Source organism: Chondromyces crocatus, from assembly GCF_001189295.1.
Lineage (GTDB): Bacteria > Myxococcota_A > Polyangia > Polyangiales > Polyangiaceae > Chondromyces > Chondromyces crocatus.
In genome coordinates, this window is record NZ_CP012159.1 from 8,331,656 (window position 1) to 8,347,308 (window position 15,653).

Sequence of the window (15,653 nt, forward strand, 5' to 3'; positions counted from 1 at the left end):
ACCGCTCGACGCACGCCTACCTGGCGACGGCCGCGTCCACGATCTCCCGGACCGCCGTGAGCAGCAGCTCGTAACCACCGGGATGAGGATGCGCCCCGGCGAGGTGGACCACGACACCACCACGCGCCCGCAGCTCCAGGTGCCCTTGAAACCCTCGTTGCGCGAGCAGCCGTCGGAGCCGCGGGTGGAACGCCGCCGCCGCCACCTCGGGCGACGACGCGAACGTCGCCGCGTGCTCGTCCCACGCCGGATCACCGATCTTCACCGGGATGGGCGGCGGCCCTTCGAGAAAGATCGCCCGCGTGGTGAAGTGTTCACCGAAGCGCACCGCGGCCCGCCGCTGGACGCCGTTGTGCACGGCGAACCCGAGCAACGTGCGCTCCAGCGGCACCTCACCTTCGGCGGCGTACCACGGCTCCACGATGCAGATGTGGCCTCCATACGCCGTCCACGTGCAGGCGTTGTAGTACGTACCCGGCGGCGTGAGGGTGACGTACGGCTCCCACTGTCGAAACCACCCCTCGTCGGGGTGCGCGACGTAGGACAGGTGGCGCGAAGCAGCCCAGTGCGCGATGGCTTCGGATCCGAACGGCAACGGCATGACGACCTCGATCTAACCTCATCCGGGTCGTGCGTGACGCACATCGCGCCGAAGACCCTTGCCACGACGCCGACGCATCTGGTCCCCTCGGGGATCATGCAGCAGCCCCCTGGGTATCCGCCACCGCCCGGAGGCGCTTACGGTCCGCCGGGTCCACCCCCTGGCGGAGGTCATGGTCCTCCAGGCGGAGGGTTCGGCCCTCCGGGCTACGGCCACCCAGGCGGCCCCCACGGACCGGGAGGCTTCGGCCATGGCCCCCCGGGTGGCGGCAATGTTCCCCCGGGTGGCCCGTTTGGACCCCCGGGCTATTTCCCTCCCGGCGCAGGTCACCCCGGTGGCCATCAAGGCCCCCCGGGCGGCGGGTATGGCCCGCCCCCTCCACGGAAAGAGGGCACCTCGATCGCGGTCATCGCCCTCATCGCGTTGATCGGCTTCGGTGTCTTCGGCCTGGGAGGCTGCCTCGTCTGCTTCTACCTGGGAGCGTCCACATCGCCGACGTCGACGCCGACGGCCTCTTCCACCACCCCCACCGTCGCGCCGACTGCCACCGAGACCTCGACCTGGATCACGAGCGAGCGGCCGTTCGTGAAGTTCCTCGCCCCGCCCCGCTGGGACAAAGCGCTCAAGGACGACTGGGGGGTCTTCACCTCGCCGGACGGCCAGGCCGTCTTCGCCTTCACCACCTTCAGCCGCCCGGGCGAGTCCACCGCGCGCCTGAGCAGGGCCGCGTGGGCCCTCGGCGTGACGGACATCCAGTGGGGCTCGCCCTCCACCGGGACCATCGGCGAAGAGAAGTTCAGCGCGCGCACGGGCGAGGGCACGTGCAACTTCAACGGCCCGGGTGGCTACATCTGGTACGCCACGGTCAACCCCGGATCCGTCGAGCAGATCCTCCTCATCTACACGGTCAGCGCGAAGGGCGACCGCTCGCACAAGGACGCGGCGCTCACCTCGGTCCGCTCCCTCAGGCGACGCCCCTGATGACCGCTCGCCGCGACGAGGCCGACCTCGTCGCTTCGAAAAGCGAGCGACGTCCCCGGCCGCATGCATGAGCCCACGTCATTGTGGTCTCCGTGAGCGCCGCCCTGGCGGCGCTCGGGTCCGCCATCGTCAGAACGAGCCGGAGATCGACAGGCCGCCGAAGCCGTACCCCACCGAAGGCGCAATGTCGATCGAGGGGCCAGGAGGCGGCGCAGCCTCGCTGCCCTGCGACCCACCGCCTCCGTTCGCCGACGACGCCGTACCCGAGGCCCCCTGTGTCGGGTAGACCGGCACCGGCTTGTTGAAGATGAAGTGCCAGGCGAGGCCACCACCGACCGCCAGCGCGCCCGCGCCCATCACCACCCCGCCGATGGCCACTTGACTGCGACCTCGGTTGCCCTTGTCGGCGACCACGGGATCGCAGTTCGTCCGGCCACCACCGCAGTCCTTCTCGGCAGCCGAGATCGTGGAGAGCCCGATCGGGAGCAAGATCGCTCCCACGGCGACGGCCGCACCACCCGCGCCCGCGAGCACCAGCGGCGCATAGCCATAGGGGCGCACCATCTCCGGCTGGGGAGGCGGCGGTTTCACCACGACCGGCGGCGGTGTGGTCGTGACCGGCGGCGGCGTCCGACGCTCCTGCTCCGCCTTCAGGACAGCCTGCAGGTTCTGCACGCGCTCCTGGATGGTCAGCGCGTCCGGCGCGTCCGGCGCCCGCGTCAAGTACGTCTCGAGGGTCGCGACCGCCGCGGCCCGGTCCCCCTTCCGCTCGTACGCGCTGGCGATGTTGATCAGCACGCCGTGGGCGGTGCAGTCGAACTCATAAGCGTCGTTCCAGTAGCGGATCGCGCGGTCGTAGTCCGCCCGCTCATAGAACTGGATGGCCGCCTTGTGCGCCCCTTTCGCTCCCTCCAGGTCCGCCTCGGTGGGCGTCCGGGTACAGATGGGATCGTCAGCGGCCGGCATGGTGGGCTCTTGCGCAAGGGCCCAGCCGGTCGCGAGGAGCACTCCAGCGCCGAGACCGACCCGACAAGCGCGCATCACCCGCATGCGTTCCACCTCCAAAGGAGCGGCGGCAGCATACTTACGAGGCACGGTAGCCGCGAGAAAAACGTATAGCTTTCGGAACAAAGCGGACCTGCCTCGGCAAAGGAGCCACGGGAGAGAGGAAGGAGCCCGGCCGCCTTCGGCGTCATCCATGCGTCGAGCGGGCCTCGAACCCCTCGGGTTCTGGTACGCTGCCGGCCGTGATGCTCCCCGAGAAGAAGCAGATTCTCGTCGTCGATGATGAGGCGAACCTCCGCAGGGTGCTCGCCGCCCAGCTCAGCCGAGATGGCTACGAGGTCCACACCGCCGAGGACGGCGAGGAGGGCATCGCCTTCCTCAAAGAGCACCACATCGACCTGGTGCTCACCGACCTCCGGATGCCCAAGGTCGACGGGATGGACCTGCTCCGCGCCTCCCTGCGCGACGATCCCAGCCGCCCCGTCGTGATGATCACCGCTTACGGTACGGTCGACAACGCCGTGGAGGCCCTGAAAACAGGCGCCTTCGACTACATCACCAAGCCCGCGGACCAGGCCGAGGTGCGGATGGTGGTCAAGAAGGCCCTCCGCACCCGGGATCTGGAGCGCGCCGACGCCACCCGGGACCTGCCCCAGGCGCCCCACATCCGGTCCGAGTCCACCCGCTTCGGCATCATCGGCGAGAGCCAGGCCATCCAGGACCTCTACTCCATCCTGGAGCGGGTCGCGGACACCCCCACCACGGTGCTCATCGCGGGCGAGAGCGGCACAGGCAAGGAACTCGTCGCCCGGGCCCTGCACGACAACTCCAGCCGCCGCGAGCGCCCCTTCATCAAGGTCAACTGCGCCGCCATCCCCAAAGATCTCATGGAGTCCGAGCTGTTCGGCTACGAGCGCGGCGCGTTCACCGGCGCCGTCGGCTCCAAGCCCGGCCGCTTCGAGCTCGCCTCGGGCGGCACCCTCTTCCTCGACGAGATCGGCGAGATCCCGAACGAGATGCAGGTGAAGCTCCTGCGCGTCCTCCAGGAGAGCGAGTTCGAGCGGGTGGGCGGCATCAAGACGATCCGGGTGGACGTGCGCCTCGTCGCCGCGACCAACCGCGACCTGAAGCGCGAGATCGCGGCCGGCACTTTCCGCGAAGACCTCTTCTACCGGCTCAACGTCGTCCCCATCACCCTCCCCGCCCTGCGCGAGCGGAAGAGCGACGTCCCGCACCTCGCCGCGCACTTCGTCGCCAAGTTCAACGCGCGCCTCAAGAAGAACGTGGAGGGCGTCGAGCCCGATGCCCTCGAGCGGCTCACCTCGTACGAGTGGCCCGGCAACATCCGCGAGCTGGAGAACGTGATCGAACGCGCCGTGCTCTTCGCCGACGGCCAGCGCATCCGGGTGGAAGATCTCCCGGAGGACGTGCGCCTCGGTCGCTCCCAGACCGCGGCGACGGGCGTCTCCTTGACCGCAGCCCATCCGGTACACGAGGGCAACAACGGGCCCGACAGCAGCGCCGGTCAGGCCCCCGCAGGCGCCGAGCGCCGCGGGACGGAGGGGCTCAAGGAGCAGGTGAAGGCCGCCATGAGCAAGCTCGAACGCGACCTCATCGAGCGCGCCCTCAAGCAGACCAACGGCAACGTGACCCACGCCGCTCGCCTCTTGAAGATCTCGCGCAAGGGCCTCCAGCTCAAGATGAAGGAGCTGAACCTGCGCGAGCGCGATCCGGACTGACGATGCGCCGCTTGCTCGCCGCCCCACGACACACCTCTCGCGGGCGCGCGCTCCTCGGGACGGTGTCCCGCTGGTCGATGGCCCTCACCGTAGCCTTCACCTCCCTCGCCGGTTGTAACCGCGGCGGCGGCAACGCCGCTTCCGATCCTGACGCCGCACCCCCGTGGGCCGTCCCGGAGCCTCCCCCCGAGCCCCGTCCTGGCATGGCCTGGATCCCCCCTGGCGTGCTCCTCGCTGGCACCCCGCCCGACCGCATCCCGCGCATCGCCGACGAGGAGATGGCCGGAGAGCAGGTGGTGATGCGCGGCTTCTACATCGACCTCTACCCCTGGCCCAACGAGGTTGGTGCCATCCCCACCACCGCCATCACCCAGGACCAGGCACGCGCCCTCTGCGAGGAGAACGGCAAGCGCCTCTGCTCCGAGCTCGAGCTGGAGCGCGCGTGCAAGGGCCCGAACAACGCCACCTACGAGTACGGCGACGTCTACAAGGCGGCGACCTGTGGCACCGGACAGACCAGGAACCTCATCCCGAACGGCTTCAACGGCGCCTGCGAGAGCGCGTTCGGCGTACACGATCTCCACGGCGGCGTGTGGACCTGGACGTCGAGCCAGTGGCAGCGCGGCAGCGCGAAGCCGGGCCTCGTCGCCCTGCGTGGAGGCAACGGCCCGAACGGCGATCTCGTCGGACGCTGTGCCCACGGACGCGGCATCCGCCCCGACATGCGCCGCCCCGACATCGGCGTGCGCTGCTGTGCGGGCGAGCAGAACACCTTCGAGGTGGTGCTCGAAGTGACCCGCGGCCAGCCGCTCCGCCTTCTCAACCCCATGGATGAGCAGCTCGCCGCCCAGCTCGCCCAGATCTCGACCGTGGACCAGTTCACCGTGGAGCGCATCTGGATGTGGCATCCCCTCGGGAACGAGGAGCTGCTCCTCGGCGGCGGCTGCGCGCACACGCCCGGCCAGCGCAACCAGTGCGGCATCGTCGCGGCCCGCATGCGCTTCGACCAACCCGTGCTCCTCTCGTTCGTGCCCTCCGACTGGTGGACGCCGACCCTCGGTGAGTTCGAATCCGCCCGTGAGCTGATGCTCTATGGTGGCGACAACGAGGGCGCCTTCCGCAGACGCATGAGCTACGAGTGGGGCCGCATCGGCCTCGGCGACAAGGAGCGAAAGCTCAAGCGCAAGGGGAAGCGCGAGCCGACCTTCGACTGAAGGAAGAGGCGACCTCCAGCAGCACCCGGCGCCTCGTTCTCGCAACGGCCCACCGTGGCAACGAGCCCGGAAAGACGCGCGTTTCGGCCTCCAGCAGCGCAGAGCGCGTCGGACCAGCCCCCCTCCCCCCTGTCGCCTGAGCAGGACCCGACGAGAGGCCCGAGGGAAACTGCGAGCATCCAGCGCCGACGCCCTGACTTTCGCGGCGAAACTCCCCCGGTTCACGCGCCCGATCAGCAGGAGTCGAAGCCCTCTTCCTCATGCCGTGAGCCGCCGATGCCCCCGGTCTCGCAGCAGCACCCGTGGCCATGGCCCAGCGGGTAGCCGTCCCTCGGGAAACGCCCCCCTGCAGCGCCGACCCCGGGATTCGCACCAGCGAAAGCGCGACCATCACCCGCCGACGTACACAGTTTCGCAACGACAGCGCCCCCGTCAGGAACCGGCGGCGCACTCGGTTTCGCCAACCTCATCGCCACCGGACCGCCGACGTACCCAGTTTCACCGGCGACTCTCCCTGCGGGGCGCCGACGCACCCAGTTTCGCCAGCGGAACCGCGAGCATCAGCCGGCGACGCATGCACTTCACGGCGCCGCCTCGTCCCCCGGCCACCTCGACGCCGCTCCCCTGGGCTCGGGAAAAGCCCCTGAACGCCCCGAAAGCCCGCCACGACCGCGACGCGCTCGTCGCTCACGGGCCACGACCGCGGCATCCAGAGCGCTGGCGTCACCTGGGACGCTTCACCTGCGCCAGGATACTGCGCTCACAGCGACGCTTCACCCGACTCCGGCCCGAGCTGATCGACCTCGGACCACAGCGCGTCCAGATCGAGCGTCATCCCCTCGGCGCCAGGAACGAGCGTCACCACGCCATCCACCGCGGCGAGCGCGTGGACGTAGCGACCGTCGGCGCCCAGCTCCAGGATGTCGAGCGTCTGGTTCTGCGGATCGATGAGCCAGTACCAGCGCACGCCGAAGGCCGCATACTCGTTCAGCTTCTCGACCCGATCGCGGCGCGCGTCCCGTGGCGTCGGGGACACGACCTCCACCATGAGATGCGGTGGCGTACCGATCACGCCACGCCGCGGAGGCATCTTGCTCCCCGGCAGGTACGCCGACGCGTCGGGCTTTCGCCCTCGGGGGCCGCTCACGGCAAACTTCGCTTCGGAGCCCAGCACCAGCCCCCGCTGAGGAACGAGCCAGCCTCGCAACGCGCCGATCACCCAGGCGACGACGACCTCGTGAATGGCGTCCGGCACCTCTTCCTCCACGAGCCAGCCATCGACGAGCTCACCCGATTCGTCCTCGGGCAGACCGACCCACTCGGCGAGGCTCAACCTTCGCGCGCTCGAGAACTCTGCGAAAACGACGCGACCCATCACCGTACCTTCAACGTAGCACGCTTCGGGGAAGCCTTGCGCCCCTGTCAAGGCGCTGGCCGGCCGTTCGCCGTGCAGTGGGACCGGACCGCAGGGGCGATGGCGAGCCGTGGCGCTGCGGTCATCGCGACAGCGCGCCGCGGGCGACATGGCTGAAGACCGAAATCACTGCGGGCTGGGAGGCACGATGAACGCGATCTCCCGCGGTGCGCCCAGGTAGATCTCGTTCTGCGCCGAGCCGACGCGCGCACGCACGCGGAGGTTCGCCTTGAACACCTGCGGCATGGCCTGCTGCGGGAACGCCACGTTCGGCTTCGGCACGACCTGGAAACAGATCTTCTGACCGGGGACGACCTTGCGGGCCGTCTCGTTCACGCCATCGGGCTGGTTCACCGTGCCCTCGGGGCCGGTCCACTGATCCGCGAGCTGCTCGATCGCGTTCAGCGCGATGCAAGGGACACCGGGCTCTCCTTCGTCGTTGCCGCCGGGCGCGTTCACCGCGATCCGCTCGATGAAGGTGCTGATGGTGTTGGGCTGGCCCTGCACGGGCGCGGCCAGCACACGGACGTCGAGCTGGATGCCGCGGAGCAGCGCTTGCACGCCGGACACCACGCTGTTGGTGATGCCCACGCCGCCGGAGGTCACGTCGAAGATGAGCCGGCAGGTCCCGCCGGGGGACTGCTGGGTGGCCGGGCCGTCGGGCAAGATGAAGGCGCCGCTGAGGCCCGTCGCGCACAGGGTGCCGCCGAAGACCGAGGTGGGGACGTACGAGCCGAGCTGGTCGGCGAGGTAGGCCATGTCCTGGTACGGGTCGGCGCTGCCACGCACGCCGTCGGCGGTCGAGATGCCGAGGAACCTCGCGCCTCGCGCCTGCATCTCCGGGATGAGGGTGTCGATGGTCGGCGTGGGATACGGGGGCTGACCGTTGAACGAGTAGGGATCGTGGAGGAGGGAAGCGTTCTGAGCGCGCCTTCCGTTGTGGAACGGCGCGTCGGTGATCAGCACGAGGATGGGCAGCGCGCCCGAGCGGAAGTGGAGCGAGCCGTAGCGGCCCAAGGGGGCGCCCGTCGGCGCGAGCTGGCCCGAGTCCCAGATGAGGAACTGATCGGTGAGCGCGCGGTGCATCGCGGCGACCTGCGACTCCGGGGCGTCTTCCCCGTCGTGTACGTTCAGCGCCTGCACGGCGGCGAGGTTGTTCGCGAGCGAGGTGCTCACGTGACCCGTCGCGCCGGAGACGTAGAAGGGCAGGTCGAGCCCTGGCGTGCCGTAGTTGCCGGTCGGGAAGTCGTCGAAGCCGGCCACACCCACCGCCAGATCGGGGATGTGCTGGTAGAGCTGCTGGATGATGGTGCTCATCCCCGCCTTCAGGTTCGCGATCGCGCCCCCCATGGTCGCCGTGGTGTCGACGATGAACGCGACGTCGCCCTGGCTCAGGAAGGTGCGGAGCGGGATGATCCGGGTGAGCGGCTGGACGGGCTGCTGGTAGGGCAGGACGAAGTAGGACTTGCCCAGGGTGGCCGGGGTCTCCTGCGGGTTCCTGGGGTTCGAGGCGAGGGTCACCTCGATGAAGTCGCTGATGCCGTCGCCGTCGGTGTCGACGATCGTGGGGCTGGTCTCGTTCGGATCGAGGATGCAGTTGTGGTTCGCGTCCTCCACGGTGTCGAGGAGGCCATCGCCGTCGGCGTCGAGATCGAGGTGGTCGAACTTGCCGTCGTTGTCGGTGTCGGGCGGCATCGTCGCGAGCGTGTGGCCAGGGAGCACCTCGCACGCATCCGGGATGCCGTCGCCGTCGCTGTCCAGGTCGCGGAACGCGGGAATGCCGTCGCCGTCCGGATCCGTCAAGCCCTCGAAGATGTCGGCGATGCCGTCGCCGTCGCTGTCGAGGTCGTCCAGATCAGGGATGCCGTCGCCATCGGTGTCGACCCACGCGCCCGCGTTGAGCTCCACGGTGTCGAGCAGCGAGTCGCCGTCGTTGTCGGGATCGGCGTAGTTGGGGAGGCCGTCGCCGTCCGTGTCCGCCGGGTTCGGGCCGGAGCGAGCCGGGTCGTAGGGCTGGCCGTCGGGGTAGACCTCTTGCCGGTCGAGGAGGCCGTTGTTGTCGCTGTCGGTGTCCTGGAAGTCCGGGATGCCGTCGCCGTCCGAGTCCTGCGGGAAGTCGCACCCGAGCGTCGCGGTCTGGCCTTCGATCGCGTCGGGGATCGAATCGCCGTCGCTGTCGAGATCGAACATGTCGGGGATGCCGTCCCCATCGGTGTCGCCAGATCCTTCGATGTGATCGGGGATGCCGTCGCCATCGGCGTCGGGCGGGCAAGGCGAGATCGGTGTCTGGCCCCCCTCTCCACCGACACCACCGGCTCCGCCCGAGCCGGGTGACCCCTGTCCTCCCTGGCCCCCGCCACCCTCACCGTGGCTCGACGAGGAGGTCGAGGTCGTGAAAGATCCCTGCGCGCCGTCACCTCCAGGCGTGCAGCTTGCCGTCAGCGCTCCGGCCACGCTCAGCGCGATGACCCACTTTCTTTGATGTATGGCCATCGGAAACCGCACAATAACCTTGCACCCGAGGGCGGGGAAGAGCAGCGCATGGTCCAGCGCATGAAGGGCGACAGCCTGAACGAGGGAGGCTCCAGGAACCTGGAGGGAAGCGGAAGCCCGGACACAGGCCGAGCCCGCGCCGCCGCGGCCATGCACCGGCGGATGCGCGCCGCCGTGGCGCTCGGCCGGGAGCGGCTGGGGCGGACCCGGGGAGGTCGGTTCGGCCTGTTCGCTGCGATGGGGGTCGCACTGGGACAGGGCGCCTTGCTGGCGCTACTGCAGGACGGAACGAGCGCCGCCCCCGCACTCGACGGGACGCTGCGCTCGGCAGCGCAGTGGCTCGCCTGGATGGGCGCAGGGCCGCTGGCGCTCGCGGCGGCGAACGATCGGCCGGGCGCGGACCGGAGCGAGGGCATCGAGGTGCTCGCCGCCAGCCGTGGGACATACCCGGCGACATTTCATGCCGCACAGACGCTGGCCGCGATGCAGATGGTGGCGCTCGTCATCGCGGCCCCGGTGCTCCTCCTCGCGCTGCTCGGCGCTGGCCTCTCCAGCACACCAGCGGGGGCCATGCGCGCCCTCGGGCTCGGTGGTGGGGTGCTGGCCTTCGCCGTCACGACGGGGATCCTGCTGGGAGGGCTGGCGTCCATCAGCGGGCGCATCGCCGGGCCGCGGGGGCGCAGCCTGCTCGCGGCCATCGTCCTCGTTCCCTGGATCCTCGCCGACCTCGCTGGCAACGCGCGGTGGTCCATCCCCGGCGCGCTGGATGCCTTCCTCTCCCTGGCCACCGGAGGTGCGTCGTGACCGAGCCCAGATCCCCGGTCGACGACGCGCAGCCCCCCGCAATGCCGCCCGAGCATCCCGTCGACGACACGCTGTCGACCGCGGCGCCCCCCGAGCTGCCCGTCGACGACGCGCAGCCGCCCGCGGCGCCCCCCGAGCAGCTCGTCGACGACGCGCAGCTGCCCGCAACGCTTCCCGAGCATCCCGGCGACGACGCGCTGTCGACCGAGGCGCCTCCCTGGGGTCACGCCGTCGACGCGCAGCCGCCCGTCGTCTCTCCGGAAGCGCCTGTCGCGCCACCTCCGATCGTCTCGCTCGAACGGGTCGTCGCCCACGACGAGGCTGGCCCACGGGGTCGACCTCGGGGACGCCTTCATCACACGCAGATGGCCCTCGGGCCGGGGCGACACGCGATCCTCGGGAGCCCCGAAGACGGCACCCTGGCGCTCGCCCAGCTGATCACGGGTCACCGGCGACCCGTCAGCGGGCGGGTGCGCGTCGAAGGCCACGATCCCGCACGTCATGCGCCGACGCGCGCTCGGCTCGGCGCCCTGTTGCCCGAGCCCGACACCTGGGCCACCCGCTCGGTCGAGGCGTTCGTGGAGATGGCGCGGCGCGCCCGAGGTGAGGCATCCGGATCGGCAGCAACGATCCTGGAGCCGTTCGGCCTGGGTCGCCTCCTCCCCCGTCGCCCCGGGTCGCTCTCGTTCGCCGAGGCACGCGCCGTGGAGCTGGCGCTGGCGCTGAGCACGCCCTCTCCGCGTCTCCTCGTCCTGTTCGAGCCCTTCGCCGACATCGCGCTCCCGGCCGACGTCACGCGCGCTCACCTGCGGGCACTCGGGAGCGAGGGCGTCTGCGTCGCGCTGATCACGTCGTCGCGTGCCGACGCGCTGGCCGAGGCCGAGCAGATCCACGTGCTCCATCGGGGTGTGATGCTGCCCCCGGTGCCGACAGGTCGCGGGGGTGAGCTGGTCGTGCAGGTGGAGGAGCCTCCCCACGGGGAAGCTGGCCCCCCGGGCATCCGGACCCTGGCCGCTGCGCTGCTCGATGCGCCCAGCATCCAGGCGCTCGCCTGGGAGCGAGCCGAAACGTCGGCCCCCTCGGGCGCACCGGCTTCCCCCCAGCCGGGACCAGCCGTCCGTCCTCCTCACGCCACCCTGCGCGTCCGCTCGCCGGATCTCGAAGCGGCCTCGCTCGCCATCCTGGAGGCCGCGTCGCGCACCGGCGTCACCCTCGCCTCGATCCACGCGGCGCCGCTGAAGCTCGGGGAGTCACGTCGGAGGCACCCGCCACAGCACGGAGGTGGTCGATGAGTGTCATGGAAGCAGCGCGCACCGGCTTTGCCCTGAGCGGGCGGCGCTTGCTCGGGTCACGGCCCCTCGTGGTCCTGGGGCTCGGCCTCGTGCTCACCGGGACGAGCGCGGCCATCGAGATCTCCGCGTCCCCTCTCGGCGCGGTCGATCGAACCCTCGCAGCGACCTTCAGGCTGCTGATCCCCTTGGTCGCCTTCGCGCTCGCCACCGACGCCGCGGGGCGCGAGCACTTGCGCGAAGCGGCCTGGCCTGCAGCCCGCTTCGGGCTCGGGCGGGGCGCCGTCGTGCTGGGGATGGTGGCGGCGACCGTGGTGGGAACCGCTATCGCGGGCGCTCTCCTCGCCGTCCTCGCGGCGATCGCAGCGCACACGGCGCAAGCACCGCCGCTCGCCGGGGACGCGGTGACGAGTGGCGTCGTCGGAGCGCTGGCGGGCGCGGCATACGCTGGGTGGTTCTCTCTCGGGGGGACCCTGTTCAAGCGCGGCCGAGGTCGGGTCGCGCCGCTCCTCGCGGACCTGCTCCTGGGTGGCTCCACCGGCGTGCTCGGTGTCGTGCTCCCGCGCGGACACACGACGAACTTGATCGGCGGCGCGCCACCGCTGGGCCTCAGCCAGCCCGCGAGCGCCGGGCTCCTCGTGGCGGCCGCGCTGCTCCTGGGGCTCGCGGCAGCGCTACGGACGCGGGATTAGGTCGGCGCGGCCCGCGCCTCGATCGTCCGCTCTTCCCTGCACGCGCTCTCTACGTCACGATGGGGCGGTGGCCGAGCTGAACCTCGATCCTGCCGCTTCCCGCCTGACCCTCCGCACCCGCGCAGCCGGCATGCTCGCTCGGCTGGCACACGATCTCGAACTCGAGGCCAAACACCTCCGCGGTCACGCGCGCGTGGAGGGCGACACGTGGACCGCCGAGCTGCAGATCCCTGTCGAGAGCCTGTCGGTCGCGGGCACGCTCCGCGGAGAGCGCCTCGATCCGAGCGCCCTGTCGGCCAGCGATCGCGGCGAGATCGAGCGGCGTGTGCGGGACGAAGTGCTGCGAGGCACGCAAGAAGTGAAGATCCAGGCCTCCGGGCGGACCCGCACCCGCGCCGAGGTCCGGATCGTACTCCAGGGCGCGGAGACGCGGCTCTCCGCGGCGCTGGATACGCGAGAGGGGCCAGGTGGTGCGCTCACCGTCTCGGGGTCCTGTCGCCTCTCGCTGCGTGACCTGAAGATCGCCGAGATCAAAGGACCGCTCGGCGCCTTCAAGATCCGCGATGACGTCGAGGTGCGCTTCGACATCACGCTCCGCCCGACGTCCACCTGATCGAGCTCGCCGCCGCGTCTCACTCGCCCCCAGGCCTCACTCGCCGCCAGGCGGTTGGGCAGAGGAGGTCCCCGAGCCGAGCGACGGCGGCGCGATGGCGGCCGTGGTCACGCCCTGAGGCGCGGCGTCGCCCCGGCCGCAAGGACCATGCACCTGGTAGGCCTGCCCCTTGAGGCGCTTCGCGGCCGTGACTCCGCGGGTCATCAGGTAGGCCTTGTTGAACTGCATCATCTGCTCGGGGGCGAGGTAGGGGTTCCGCAGTCCGCTGAGCCCCACCAGGGCGAGCACCTGCTCGGCGACGCTCACCGGGCAGCCTTCGAGCCGCACGGTGGGCTCGTTGCGCGAGAGCGCCAGCTTTCCGGTCACCTTCACCATCTTGGCGAAGATGTCGTCATGGCGCGCTCGGTACGGGTCGAGCAAGCTCCGGTCGCGGTACAGGCTCTCCACCTGGACCAGCTTCCCGTTCAGCTTTCCCTTCCAGTTCGTACAGTCACCGATGAAGACCACCTTCTCGCCTGGCTTCGCGTCGATCCCGCCCGCATACGAGCCAAAGACCACGTGCATCCGGGGGATCTTCGCGTCGCACTGCGCGTCGTACTGCCGGAGGATCTCGATGGCCTCCTCGATGGCGCCCGGGCAGCCGCCCCAGCAGTAGTCGGTGTACTCCGTCTCCGGGGGCGGCCCGGCATAGGCGGTGATGTTGGTTCCCTCGAAGTACTTCTCCACGCGCACGAGGCCGACCTTGAAGCCGCGGGCCTTGAGCTGCGCCTCTTCGAGCGAGACGTCGCCGGTCACGTCGATCTGATCGAGATCGACGGGGCCGAAGCCGGCTTCGTGCGAGAGCCGGATGTGATCGACGGTCATGGGATCGATGCCGAGGATCCAGCAGCACACGGTGTCGAACGCCACCTGGTTGTTGCCGAGGATCACCAGGCCCAGATCCACGGGCGTGGGGGTGAGCATCCGCCCCTCACCGGCCGTGATCGCGTCGATGGCGATCAGCTCGGGCTGGAGGATGAACTGGAGGTCTCTGATCTTCTCGTTGAGCCGGTGGTCGTGATCGATGAGGCGGTGGCGGTCGTCCTGGATGCCGATGTAGGCCTTGATCGAGAAGGTGACGGTGGTCCAGGGGTGTGACTTGAACTTGGGGCAGTTGACGAAGAAGTCCGCCTTGGCGACCGGCTCGGGCGTGAAGAGGTAGTCGCGGAGCCGCCCCTCGTGGGTGAGGGGGATCTCGAGCTGGGGCTCTTCCTCGAAGTGGTAGTGCTTGAGCGCGAGGCGCTTGAACATCGGGTAGTAACCCGCGCCCTCGAAGGCCATGCGCGTCGGGATGGTGATGCCGCAGCGCTCGCCGACGGCAAGCTCGGCGACCTGTCCGTCGTCGCGATCCCGCAAGGCCTGGACGACGCCTTCGAGGAACTCGGGCCGTGTGTAGGCGTGCGGGAAGAACTCCCCCGAGGCGACGGTGTTCGGCTTGATCAGCGTCCGGCCGCGGGGGCGCAGGTCCAGCTCCTCCATGCCTTCGCGGACGATCCTGCGGATGCGCTCCACATCGTACGTCGGACAGCGGCGGATGATGACCCGAGGTCGGCGCACGATCTGCATGAGAGCGAGCGTAAAAGGCGCCCGGGGGTCGGGCAACGGTGGACGGGACGCGCCGGGATGAGCGCGCAGTGAACCACGCGCTCGGCGTCGTGAGGGGCGTCGCGGCGCAGCGCGGCATTCCACGTAAGGCGTCCGGGATCCGTCTCGGCTGGCCTCGGCTGGGTGCGCAGCAGGCGCTGTCGGGTGCGCAGCGGGCGCTGTCGGGCGCGCAGGGCCGCTGCTGAAGCGCAGGGCCGCTGCTGGCGAGGCTGTTACGTGGGGGGCACGGGCCGAGCGAGTCCGGCCAGCTCCGTTCGCATCTCGCGGTTGGCGTCGATCAGCCTTCCCTCGATGACGAAGGTGCTGCCGCTCTCCTCGCGCTTGCAGCGCGCCACCTTCAGCCGGATCGGCTTCTGGGATCCGACGGTCAGCGCGCCGTCGAGCGGGGTTCCAGGGGCAGCGGCGCGCGTGGAGCGCACGCTCACCAGGTCGTCGTCGACCTTGATCAGATCGGCCTCACCACCCCGCGTCCAGTTCACCTGTGCCATGGTCATCCTCGCCGCGCGCGCGCGACTGCCGCACGCGCCTCTCGGTCGGCCTCTTTCTCTTTGAGGCTCTCGCGCTTGTCGACGGCCTTCTTCCCCTTCGCGAGCGCAAGCTCCACCTTGGCGCGGCCCTCCTTGAAGTACATCCGCGTGGCGACCACCGTCATGCCATCGCGATCGACGGCACGCTGGATGTCCTCGATCTCTTCCTTGTGGAGCAGCAGCTTGCGCGGCCGCTTGGCGACGTGACCGAAGGCGGCGCCCGGCAGCTCGGGGATGTTGGCGCCGTTGAGGAACGCCTCTCCCTGGTGGATGGCGCACCACGCATCGGACAGGTCGGCCCCGCCGGCGCGCAGCATCTTCACCTCGCTGCCGATCAGCGACATGCCCGCTTCGTAGCGCTCTCCCAGCTGGTACTCGAAGGTCGCCCGCTTGTTGCGGACGATCAGCTTTTCGCCGGGGGCTTCCTTTTCTTTCTTCGTTCCGCGGCCCACTGCGACGCCGTAGCGCGCGGTCTTCCCGGCGTCCACTGCGCCGGGCGCACCCGACCAGGCCACTGCGAGCAAACCGACCCTTCCGGATGACCCGCAAAACTTTCGGGAGCGATCTTTCACCCGAACGGCGCTAAGCAACCCCGCCCGCCATCACCGGCTTTCGGCTCCGGCTCAGGCCTCCGGCG

15 protein-coding genes are annotated in these 15,653 nt (G+C 70.1%); 8 read left to right on the top strand and 7 right to left on the bottom strand.

From position 1 onward, the window contains the following. Window positions 1–16 precede the first annotated feature (16 nt). Window positions 17–601 (bottom strand): hypothetical protein, encoded by a 585-nt coding sequence (locus CMC5_RS29970; RefSeq protein WP_050433603.1) that lies wholly within the window; start codon window positions 599–601, stop codon window positions 17–19. Window positions 602–634: 33 nt separating this feature from the next. Here CMC5_RS29970 and CMC5_RS45130 point away from each other — a divergent pair, with 33 nt between their 5' ends. Then, the gene (locus CMC5_RS45130) at window positions 635–1,582 is read left to right on the top strand and encodes a hypothetical protein (RefSeq protein WP_156338955.1); all 948 of its coding nucleotides are present in this window, start codon (window positions 635–637) and stop codon (window positions 1,580–1,582) included. A 129-nt stretch (window positions 1,583–1,711) separates the two neighbouring features. On the opposite strand, the gene CMC5_RS29980 is transcribed toward CMC5_RS45130, so the two are convergent. After that, window positions 1,712–2,632: a tetratricopeptide repeat protein gene (locus CMC5_RS29980; RefSeq protein ID WP_050433605.1), complete on the bottom strand. Its 921-nt coding sequence runs from the start codon at window positions 2,630–2,632 to the stop codon at window positions 1,712–1,714. Window positions 2,633–2,832: 200 nt separating this feature from the next. Between CMC5_RS29980 and CMC5_RS29985 the strand changes: the two genes are divergently transcribed. Together CMC5_RS29985 and CMC5_RS29990 are read left to right on the top strand one after the other, a co-directional pair. Beyond that, on the top strand, window positions 2,833–4,326 hold the full coding sequence (locus CMC5_RS29985) for a sigma-54-dependent transcriptional regulator (protein ID WP_050433606.1): 1,494 nt from the start codon (window positions 2,833–2,835) through the stop codon (window positions 4,324–4,326). 2 nt (window positions 4,327–4,328) lie between these two features. Continuing rightward, window positions 4,329–5,540 carry a formylglycine-generating enzyme family protein gene (locus CMC5_RS29990; protein WP_050433607.1) on the top strand — a complete coding sequence of 404 codons (1,212 nt, stop codon included), beginning with the start codon at window positions 4,329–4,331 and terminating at the stop codon, window positions 5,538–5,540. 760 nt (window positions 5,541–6,300) lie between these two features. On the opposite strand, the gene CMC5_RS29995 is transcribed toward CMC5_RS29990, so the two are convergent. Continuing rightward, entirely contained in the window at window positions 6,301–6,915 is a 615-nt protein-coding gene (locus CMC5_RS29995; protein ID WP_050433608.1) for a Uma2 family endonuclease, read from the bottom strand. 165 nt (window positions 6,916–7,080) lie between these two features. Further along, window positions 7,081–9,447 (bottom strand): hypothetical protein, encoded by a 2,367-nt coding sequence (locus tag CMC5_RS30000; protein WP_156338956.1) that lies wholly within the window; start codon window positions 9,445–9,447, stop codon window positions 7,081–7,083. Window positions 9,448–9,495: 48 nt separating this feature from the next. Here CMC5_RS30000 and CMC5_RS30005 point away from each other — a divergent pair, with 48 nt between their 5' ends. From CMC5_RS30005 to CMC5_RS30020, 4 genes are all read left to right on the top strand, one after another. Continuing rightward, a complete protein-coding gene (locus tag CMC5_RS30005; protein ID WP_245677828.1) occupies window positions 9,496–10,251 on the top strand; it encodes a hypothetical protein in 756 nt (251 codons plus the stop codon). Continuing rightward, window positions 10,248–11,543: an ATP-binding cassette domain-containing protein gene (locus tag CMC5_RS30010; RefSeq protein ID WP_156338957.1), complete on the top strand. Its 1,296-nt coding sequence runs from the start codon at window positions 10,248–10,250 to the stop codon at window positions 11,541–11,543. Before CMC5_RS30005 ends, CMC5_RS30010 begins: the two co-directional genes overlap by 4 nt. Beyond that, complete coding sequence (locus CMC5_RS45135; protein ID WP_156338958.1) at window positions 11,540–12,232, top strand: hypothetical protein; 693 nt, start codon at window positions 11,540–11,542, stop codon at window positions 12,230–12,232. The genes CMC5_RS30010 and CMC5_RS45135 overlap by 4 nt, the downstream gene beginning before the upstream one ends. A gap of 67 nt (window positions 12,233–12,299) precedes the next feature. Then, the gene (locus tag CMC5_RS30020) at window positions 12,300–12,845 is read left to right on the top strand and encodes a hypothetical protein (RefSeq protein ID WP_050433612.1); all 546 of its coding nucleotides are present in this window, start codon (window positions 12,300–12,302) and stop codon (window positions 12,843–12,845) included. Between the two features lie 36 nt (window positions 12,846–12,881). Here CMC5_RS30020 and CMC5_RS30025 read toward each other — a convergent pair whose 3' ends face one another. Next, window positions 12,882–14,450, bottom strand: coding sequence for a DUF362 domain-containing protein (locus CMC5_RS30025; RefSeq protein WP_050433613.1), 1,569 nt, complete (start codon window positions 14,448–14,450; stop codon window positions 12,882–12,884). Window positions 14,451–14,518: 68 nt separating this feature from the next. Here CMC5_RS30025 and CMC5_RS45140 point away from each other — a divergent pair, with 68 nt between their 5' ends. After that, window positions 14,519–14,674, top strand: a complete 156-nt coding sequence (locus CMC5_RS45140; RefSeq protein WP_156338959.1) for a hypothetical protein — start codon at window positions 14,519–14,521, stop codon at window positions 14,672–14,674. A gap of 27 nt (window positions 14,675–14,701) precedes the next feature. On the opposite strand, the gene CMC5_RS30030 is transcribed toward CMC5_RS45140, so the two are convergent. Together CMC5_RS30030 and smpB are read right to left on the bottom strand one after the other, a co-directional pair. Next, complete coding sequence (locus CMC5_RS30030) at window positions 14,702–14,977, bottom strand: hypothetical protein (protein WP_050433614.1); 276 nt, start codon at window positions 14,975–14,977, stop codon at window positions 14,702–14,704. 2 nt (window positions 14,978–14,979) lie between these two features. Continuing rightward, window positions 14,980–15,468: an SsrA-binding protein SmpB gene (gene smpB, locus CMC5_RS30035; RefSeq protein ID WP_050436210.1), complete on the bottom strand. Its 489-nt coding sequence runs from the start codon at window positions 15,466–15,468 to the stop codon at window positions 14,980–14,982. Window positions 15,469–15,653: the final 185 nt, after the last annotated feature.